Source organism: Methylobacterium sp. WL116, from assembly GCF_008039455.1.
Taxonomy (GTDB): domain Bacteria; phylum Pseudomonadota; class Alphaproteobacteria; order Rhizobiales; family Beijerinckiaceae; genus Methylobacterium.
Window position 1 is genome coordinate 1 of sequence record NZ_VRUV01000205.1, and the last position, 7,769, is coordinate 7,769.

8 protein-coding genes and 1 pseudogene are annotated in these 7,769 nt (G+C 63.4%); 3 read left to right on the forward strand and 6 right to left on the reverse strand.

From position 1 onward, the window contains the following. Nucleotides 1–273: 273 nt before the first annotated feature. Nucleotides 274–687: a hypothetical protein gene (locus tag FV223_RS15285; protein ID WP_147727839.1), complete on the forward strand. Its 414-nt coding sequence runs from the start codon at nucleotides 274–276 to the stop codon at nucleotides 685–687. A 292-nt stretch (nucleotides 688–979) separates the two neighbouring features. Here FV223_RS15285 and FV223_RS31815 read toward each other — a convergent pair whose 3' ends face one another. Then, nucleotides 980–1,174, reverse strand: coding sequence for a DEAD/DEAH box helicase (locus FV223_RS31815; RefSeq protein WP_246689692.1), 195 nt, complete (start codon nucleotides 1,172–1,174; stop codon nucleotides 980–982). A 231-nt stretch (nucleotides 1,175–1,405) separates the two neighbouring features. On the opposite strand from FV223_RS31815, the gene FV223_RS32580 reads away from it, so the two are divergent. Further along, nucleotides 1,406–2,188 carry a DUF1810 domain-containing protein gene (locus FV223_RS32580; RefSeq protein WP_147727840.1) on the forward strand — a complete coding sequence of 261 codons (783 nt, stop codon included), beginning with the start codon at nucleotides 1,406–1,408 and terminating at the stop codon, nucleotides 2,186–2,188. 581 nt (nucleotides 2,189–2,769) lie between these two features. Here the strand turns inward: FV223_RS32580 and FV223_RS15300 are convergent. The 4 genes and pseudogenes from FV223_RS15300 to FV223_RS15315 all read right to left on the reverse strand — a co-directional run. Then, nucleotides 2,770–3,765 carry a hypothetical protein gene (locus FV223_RS15300; RefSeq protein ID WP_147727841.1) on the reverse strand — a complete coding sequence of 332 codons (996 nt, stop codon included), beginning with the start codon at nucleotides 3,763–3,765 and terminating at the stop codon, nucleotides 2,770–2,772. 192 nt (nucleotides 3,766–3,957) lie between these two features. Next, complete coding sequence (locus tag FV223_RS15305) at nucleotides 3,958–4,248, reverse strand: ribbon-helix-helix domain-containing protein (protein WP_147727842.1); 291 nt, start codon at nucleotides 4,246–4,248, stop codon at nucleotides 3,958–3,960. Next, nucleotides 4,220–4,876, reverse strand: a complete 657-nt coding sequence (locus FV223_RS15310) for a ParA family protein (RefSeq protein ID WP_147727843.1) — start codon at nucleotides 4,874–4,876, stop codon at nucleotides 4,220–4,222. Before FV223_RS15310 ends, FV223_RS15305 begins: the two co-directional genes overlap by 29 nt. A 402-nt stretch (nucleotides 4,877–5,278) precedes the next feature. Then, nucleotides 5,279–5,416 (reverse strand): annotated as a pseudogene (locus FV223_RS15315) (recombinase family protein); the annotation flags it as partial. Between the two features lie 455 nt (nucleotides 5,417–5,871). Between FV223_RS15315 and FV223_RS15320 the strand changes: the two are divergent. Then, nucleotides 5,872–6,861, forward strand: a complete 990-nt coding sequence (locus FV223_RS15320) for an aldo/keto reductase (RefSeq protein WP_147727845.1) — start codon at nucleotides 5,872–5,874, stop codon at nucleotides 6,859–6,861. A gap of 17 nt (nucleotides 6,862–6,878) precedes the next feature. Here the strand turns inward: FV223_RS15320 and FV223_RS15325 are convergent, their stop codons facing one another. Next, on the reverse strand, nucleotides 6,879–7,730 hold the full coding sequence (locus FV223_RS15325) for a LysR family transcriptional regulator (RefSeq protein ID WP_147727846.1): 852 nt from the start codon (nucleotides 7,728–7,730) through the stop codon (nucleotides 6,879–6,881). Nucleotides 7,731–7,769 lie beyond the last annotated feature (39 nt).

The following is a 7,769-nucleotide window of genomic DNA, read 5'->3' on the forward strand; positions in this document are numbered from 1 at the left end:
TTCCAGCTCAAGGGGGCTGGCAGGCGCTCTCGATCTTGCTGGATGTATCTTCACCGCAAGCCGGATTGTATCCTCCGGCTTCGGTCGGCGGCTGCAGCGCACATTCCATAACGTTCATGAGGCGAACTGATCCGCACTACCAAGGCGAGCGAGGTTGAGCAGCCTACCTTGGCCGTAGGGCGCGTCCAGGCTACGCATGCAGCCGCAAACGGCGCGTGCGGAGAGGGAGACAGAATGCCGCTCACATAGCGCCAGCTCGCTGCCTCGATCGCGATGGCGCTGCAGATCGCGGAGCGCAGTGCCATCGCTGCCTTCCTCCTAGAGGCAGCCACAACCCTTACGGATCACAACCCCCTGTCTCGGACTAGCGTAGGCGCCCAGCGCCAGATCTGGACCGGTCGGCAGCGGGAGTTCGCATCCTTCGGCGTTGCTGCGCTCGGCGTCGCCTGCCTCCCGACAGCGCTTCATCGGCTTCCGCCCGACGAGCCCCTCGTTCAGGAGATGCTTAAGGCGGAACCGTTTCAAGCCTACGTCTTTCACCAAGGGGATGGATGCCGGATCGTCGGAGCTGTTCTGCACGCCAAGGGGACTGCATCCCTGCCGGTGGTGAAATTGCCTCGATGGGCCAGGGCACAGCCAGCCAAGCGCAAGCCCACCCTGCAGCTCGACCTGTTCGCCATCCTGTAGCGGCGGCGCTCACCGACCGCCCATAGAGGCTGTCCTACGCTGGAAGCCGAGAAGGCCGTGGTCTCAGCGGAGCCCGGTGCTAGCTCAATGATAACACCTTATGCGGCGAGCCCGTAGCCCGCACCTCGGCGACACGCAGTCGATCGAGAAGGCCCATGGTCGGGATGGCGCGCTCCGTGGCCTCGGGGATCGGGCGGCTCAAGACGACCGCCTCTCGCGCAGAATGATCTCGTCCTTCGCGAGAATGGGCGCCACTTTGAAGGCGACGTCACGCCCGGCAAGCGCAGGGTTCTCACCGCCAGCCGCACCGTGCCGTCGGCAAGCCCCGGCTTGAGCGTCGGCGTAGGGTCTCCGCGTGCTGGCGCGGGAGTACCGTGGTCGGTGCGATGATTACCGTCTGCCGGCCGGCGAACACAGCGGCAGCCAGTGCTCGCAGCGCCACCTCGGTCTTGCCACAGCCCACGTCACCGCAGACCAAGCGGTTCATCGGCGACCCGGAGGTGAGGTCGGTGAGATCCGCGTAGAAGGCCGCGGCTTGGTCGTGGGTCGACGGGAAGCCGAAGCCGGTCGCGAACCGCTCTATCTCACGCAGCGAAGGTCGGATGGCCGGGACACCGGCCTCGCGATGCTTCCGAGCGGTCTCCAGTGGGGGCCGCTGCCGGCAGTGAGGCGGTTTTCACCATTTACGGTTTGCCACACGCCATAAGTCACAAAAATATTGCCTGGACTTGATTGTCGTCCCTGGCGTTTCTTCGGGGCGAGTGACCCGTTCGACCTCAACCCCTTCATTGATGCTCAGTGCGGCGGCTACGACCAAGCCCGCCAGGAGCTGACCGCGGGGTACAAGCGCAGCCATTGGATGTGGTTCGTCTCACCACAGACCGCCGGACAGGGCTTGAGCAAGATAGCACAGCGCTATGCGATCGGCACGCTCGTCGAGGTGCAGGCGTACCTGCATCACCTGGTCCTGGGTTCCAGGCTGCGAACCTACACTGCCGCGGTCAACCAAGTCACCGGCCGGACGGCGTATGAGATTTTCCGCAGTCCGGATGATATGAAGTTTCGCTCGAGCATGACCCTGTTCGCGGCCTCGAATCCGCGGGTGCCAGAGTTCGGCAGCGTTCTGCAGCGGTATTTTGGCGGCGAGCGCGACAGGCGCACGCTGCAGCTGCTCGACCAGACTTGGGGCGGAAAGGGCAATAAACCGTTTATGGTTTGGGGCACGCCGGGTCACGTTCAAGCAACATGGGAACACACGCCCCAAAATGGCGGAAATGCTACGCTTTCACGGGAAAGCACACCCCAAAAACGCGCCGCAGCAATCACCGTCGCCAGCACCGGCACTCGCGTCCGGGGGTTCGGCGGTCGTCTTGCGACCTCATATCGCCCTCACCGTGCCATGTGCGGTGTCAAAGACTCTCAGGACGGGCGTAGTGACGTTTCCACGCCCCGACGGAGCCTAGTCGGTTTTTCCGCCCTAAACGCTTCCAGGAGTCGCTGAGGTCGATCTGCCACTCACTTATTCGGCGAGCCAATCTTTTTCAGCTGATAGGCGGATCCCATGCAGGATTAACCGGCCTGTGGCGGCTTCCGTTTTGGGTAGAGGAGCGGGTTTTCGGTTACGCTAAAAAGGGGTGGGTTTTGTCGCTGCACGACCGTTTCCCACAACCAGTACAGGGATTGTCCCGTTCTGATCCACCAAGCCTCCTATGGCCCGGGCAGGTCTTTTAAGGTCTATGAATAATCTATAAAAAGGTCTATACGTAGATTCGCCTGTCGCCGCAGTAAGTTAGGCCCCCTTTTTGGGGCGTGGTTTCCGCCATTCTGGGGCGTGGTTTCCGGCTTTTGGGGCGTGGTTTCCAGCTTTTTGGGGCGTGGTTTCATTTATCCACAGTCCGACCTCGCCCTGCCAGATCCCGTCTTTTTGGGGCGTTCTTTCCCGCCGTGGCTGTGACGATGCCCATGCCAGGTCCCCCTCCCCTGGTGCCGGTCGACGGCTGCGCGGAACGGGTGGTCCTGATCGCTGCAACGGGCGGCAATTTGGGGCGTGGTTTCCAGTTACGCCCTTGTTGGATCATAGGGTTAGGTGATGGCATCGACCGTTGGGAGGTCAAGCTCGCACTGACGCAGTGCGGCATGGGCGTAGGTGTACCGGCGCGACTTGGAGCGCCCGGAACCGGTGATCTCCTCGTCAAACTTCGACAGGCCGCCGGCGCTGACCATGTCCCTGAAGGCCTCGCGGCACTCCTTCCGGAACTGCGCCCGCGTAGCGCTGGTCGCCTCAGGTGCCCACAGCTCGCGGCCGGAGAGCTGGGCCAGCCTCTCTTCCTCGATGAACGTGTGGTCGGGCTGGCTGTCGATGAACGGCCAGAACACCTTGGCGTGGTCGGATTTTAGGCGGAACTGGACGTCAGCGTTGATGCTGACCAGGTGTGCCTTCTCGATCATCTCGAGTACGCGAGCGCCGTAGGTGACCGTCACCGGGCTGTCGAGCTGGGCCCCTTCCCAGCTGAGGTCAGTGATCAGCGAGGACGCGGAGCCGGCGCCGTCGGGCAGCATGTTGCGCGTGCGCTTGCTCTTGATCGACTCGAGCTCCTTGAGCGAACGGCCCTCGTGGATCAGCACGCTGACCTGCTGGATCTCCTGAAACACGTGGACGAGGCTGAGCAGGTTGTTGACGTGCTCGGTGCGCCCCATCGCGCGGATCAGCGTCCGCCAGGTCGTGCGCGTCTGGTAGTACCAAATCACCGGGGCGATGAACGTCCCGGGTCGGTAGGCCGGGTTGTCGACCTTGACCTTCTCACGGGGCAGCCGGAACAGAGCATAGATCGCATCCCGGTGCTGGCTGCCGAGCTCCCGGCCCTTCACCTCGACGACGGAGTAGCCCGGCACCTCGTAGATGCGGACGAAGTTGCTGTCGGTGATGAGATCCTTTTTGCGGGGGGCGAAGGCCGAGGTCCGCGCCAGGTGCGTAGGCATGCTCGCCGGATTGCGCCGGCCGCGGCGGTTCCGGAGGGTCCGCTCCTTACGGGCGAGGCGCTGTTCTTCCTCAGGCGACAACGGGCGGGTGGGCGGCATGGACATCCTGTGGGGAGCCTAGCGCCGATCGGGAATCAATGCACCAGAAACGGGAACATACGCCCCAAAAATGTGCAAGTTTTTTTGGGGCGCTTCCCCTTCTCCCGCAGGGTCTTTGTCCGCCCTGCAACCACTTGACCTTTATGGCTTGTGGTAAGTCACAAGCCACACGCCACCGTTATAAACCATGGGCTATTTGCTCTCGAATTCCTTGAGCGACGGCTGGCCGTACTTCGCGAGCATCAGGTCGATGCCTTCGCGGATGAACGAGTTGAGGTCGCGGTCATGCTCGATGCACATCATTCGCAGGCGCTTCTTGCAGGTCGTCGGCACGTAGGCGACCACCTGTTCGTAGTTCTTGACCTTGGGTGCCAGCGTGGCGCTGGACGGGTGCCGGACCACGTCGGCGGTCTCCGGCTCAGTCTCCTGTGTCTGTTGGCCGTTGAGGGCGGCCTCAAGCGACGCGGGTTTGTTTCTGGCCATGCGGCTTCCCTTCCATCTTGTTGAGCGTCCACTTCAGCAGCTCGCGGATCTCGGCCGCGGCCTTGCTGCTGATGTCGCGTTCGGTGACCCCCTGCCCTGTCGCCAGCGCGTCCATGTGGTCGGCCCGCATGGCCAGCGGCGTGCTGGCAACGGCGCCAGTCAACTGCAGGACACGGAATGCGTCCATGGTGCGGATCGAGCGTCCGGGCGGGCACTGGTTGAGGACGTATGAGAACGGTTTGCCGAGGCGGTGAATGGCGCTGACCGTCGGCGCCGAGGCTTCGATGTCGGCGACGCTTGGGCGAGCCGGGATCAGGCACAGGTCAGCCACCTGGATCGCCGCGGTGACGCCGGGCGTATCAGCACCGGGGGTGTCGATGATCACTAGCTGGATGCCCTGCTTGCGCAGCAGTGGCATAGCCGGCTCGAGCTGGGTGGCGTTAAGGGCGTTGACCTCAGGTCCTCCATCGGACTCGCGGCGCCCGTACCATTTTTTGGTCGTTCCTTGCGGGTCCATATCGATGATCGAGGTGCGAATGTCTTGCTCCTCGGCCGCGACCGCCAGCGAAAACGCCAGGGTACTTTTACCGGTGCCACCCTTCTGGGAGACGATCGCGAGTATGTTCATGGGCGCATCCTTCCGACAGCGAGGGTAAAACGGCAAGTGGTTAATAGCTTGCGGTATATCGTATGCGGTATGCCATCTGTGACTTATGACACAGCACAAACCCTAAACCATTTGTGGCTTGTGACAAAACAAGCGCAACCGTCGATCGGTGCGGGACATTGCCCCGCCGGTAGCCCACTGCCGGTTGGTCAGGCCGAGGTCAAGGCCGGAGAGCGTAGCGTGTCTTGACCCCGGCCCAGACAACTGGGCCCAATCAACAAACCACTTATGGCTTATCATAAGCCATTCTCGTGTCCTGCAGGGGACGCCCCACAAGTAGCGTCAGTCGGCTCCAAGGATGGCCAACTCGTAAGCATCAACGGACAACGCCTCCAGATCGCAGCCGCCATAGAGAATGCGGCTGAACTCCGGACGCGTGGTCCCCGCCTTGCCAGACTTCTTCTCCTCGAACAGCTCTCCGCAGCCGGCGCCTTTCAGCGCGTCACGCTGCAGGTCGAGGTTCTGGTCCAGAATGGAGGCACGGGCATATCCGATGAGCATGTCAGGATATTGTTCCAAGCACGTTTTATCTGCAATAGAAAATCGGTCGTAGTTTTCCGACAGAAACGAGGCTGTTTCTGATCACTCGCTACGCGTTAGCTCGGACTGTCGATAAAACGGTCGGATACCCGACATGTCGTTCAGGTTGCTATCGACCCTTTGCAGACGCTGAGTGTGTCCGCCTCCGGGTGCATGGCGAAACAGTGCCGCGCGACTGGGACAGGTTGATTTGCGACGAGCCGCTCTCAGGCGGATCTTTGTTGAAGCGGGCACTGGTAACGTAGAGGTCTCGCCGGGACTTCGAAGTGGACGGTTCTCGTCCACCATTCATGACCTTTCGTCATAGACCCATGCGGATTTAGCCCACTAATCTGCTGTACAATCGCGGATTAGCTTCCGTCCAATCAGGCGGGCTTACCGGAAGCCCACCGCCGAACAGGACGAGAAACCCGCGCATGAAGAGCCGCCAACTGGGCCCGCTGACCGTCTCCGAGATCGGCTACGGCACCATGAGCTTCTCCGGCACCTACGGCGCTTCGCCCGAGCGTTCCGAGGCCATCCGCGTTATCCGCGGCGCGAACGAGCGCGGCGTCACACACTTCGATACCGCCGAGGCGTACGGCCCCTTCACCAACGAGGAGCTGGTCGGCGAGGCGCTGTCCCCGGTGCGGGACCAGGTGACGATCGCCACCAAGTTCGGCTGGAACATCGACCCGGAGACCGGCGAGCGCCGCCCGGGCCTGAACAGCAAGCCGGCCCACGTGAAGCGGGCGGTGGACGGCATGCTGAAGCGGCTCAAGGTTGAGACCATCGACCTGCTCTACCAGCACCGCGTCGACCCCGAGGTCCCGATTGAGGACGTCGCTGGCGCGGTAAAGGAGCTGATCGCCGCGGGCAAGGTCAAGCATTTTGGCCTATCGGAAGCCGCCGCACAGACCATCCGCCGCGCGCATGCCGTGCAACCCGTGGCGGCCGTCCAGAGCGAGTACTCGCTCTGGACCCGCGACCCCGAGCCAGAGATCCTGCCGCTCTGCGAGGAACTCGGCATCGGCTTCGTGCCCTGGAGTCCGCTCGGCGCGGGGTTCTTGACCGGCAAGGTCGACCCGGGTGCGAGCCACGAGGCGGGCGATTTCCGGGCGACGTCCCCGCGCTTCACCCCGGAAGCGAAGGCAGCCAACCAAGCGCTGGTGGACCTGCTCCGGCGCGTCGCCGAGGCCAAGGAGGCGACGGCGGCCCAGATCGCCCTGGCCTGGCTGCTCGCACGCAAGCCCTTCATCGTGCCTATCCCCGGCACTCGCAAGCTCGAACGGGTCGAGGAGAACCTCGGCGCGGCGCAGGTCGTGCTCACCGCCGACGACATGGATGAGATCGAGGCGGCCGCGTCGGCCATCCCGGTCGAGGGCGATCGCTTGCCGGCTGCCGTCCTGCAGTTCTCCTACCGCTGATGAGTGATGCTCGACGCTCATCCCCGGTATCGCAGGGCGTCGAGCAGCAGACCGAAGGCGGCAGAAGGCTGCCTTCGGCTGGGATAATAGAGGAAGTACCCATCGAAGGGCTCGCACCAGTCCTCGAGCACGCGCACCAATGACCCGTCTGCCAGCAACGGCGCGACCCGGTCCTCCACGAGATGCGCAAGGCCGTGGCCCGCGATCGCTGCTGCCATGGCAATCTCGCCATCGTTCAGGACGAGTTGGCCGTCGACCCTGACCTTCAGCTCCCGGCCATCCCGCTGGTACTCCCAGGCATAGTTGTCGCCGTTCGCCATCCGCAGGTTGATGCAAGCATGCTCTGGAAGGTCTCGCGGCGTCTCGGGCTTGCCTCGGCCGGCGAGGTAAGCGGGTGCACCCACCGTCGCCATGCGAAGCCGGGGGCCGATCCGCACGGCAACCATGTCCCGTTCGAGTCGCTCGCCGAGACGGATGCCTGCATCGAACCGCTGCGCGACGATGTCGGTTAGGCCGGACGCGACATTCACCTCGATCTGGATGTCGGGATACGCCCTGGTGATGCGGTCGACCACCGGCCAGAGGAGCGTCCGAGCTGCGTGCTCAGGCGCCGTAATGCGAACGGTGCCGGCCGGCCGCTCGCGCATCTCCGTCAGTGCTGCAACCTTCGCGTCGATTTCCTTGAGCGCCGGCCCGAGGGTCTCGATCAGCCGCTCACCCGCCTCCGTGGACGCCACGCTGCGCGTGGTCCTCGTCAGGAGGCGCAGCCCCAGCCTTGCCTCTAGGGCCTGTCGTCGCCTGAACAGATTGGCTGGGCTTGCGTTTTCGTCTTTCTGATGGAGGAGGGACGATGCTGAGCGACGCGCAATGGGCTGATCTGGAGCCTCTGGTTGAAGCCTGCCGGCCCA

Coding starts and splice junctions, on each gene's coding strand:
- FV223_RS15285 (WP_147727839.1), top strand. CDS start 274: ATGGCGCTGCAGATCGCGGAGCGCAGTGCCATCGCTGCCTTCCTCCTA.
- FV223_RS31815 (WP_246689692.1), bottom strand. CDS start 1,174: ATGAACCGCTTGGTCTGCGGTGACGTGGGCTGTGGCAAGACCGAGGTG.
- FV223_RS15300 (WP_147727841.1), bottom strand. CDS start 3,765: ATGCCGCCCACCCGCCCGTTGTCGCCTGAGGAAGAACAGCGCCTCGCC.
- FV223_RS15305 (WP_147727842.1), bottom strand. CDS start 4,248: ATGGCCAGAAACAAACCCGCGTCGCTTGAGGCCGCCCTCAACGGCCAA.
- FV223_RS15310 (WP_147727843.1), bottom strand. CDS start 4,876: ATGAACATACTCGCGATCGTCTCCCAGAAGGGTGGCACCGGTAAAAGT.
- FV223_RS15320 (WP_147727845.1), top strand. CDS start 5,872: ATGAAGAGCCGCCAACTGGGCCCGCTGACCGTCTCCGAGATCGGCTAC.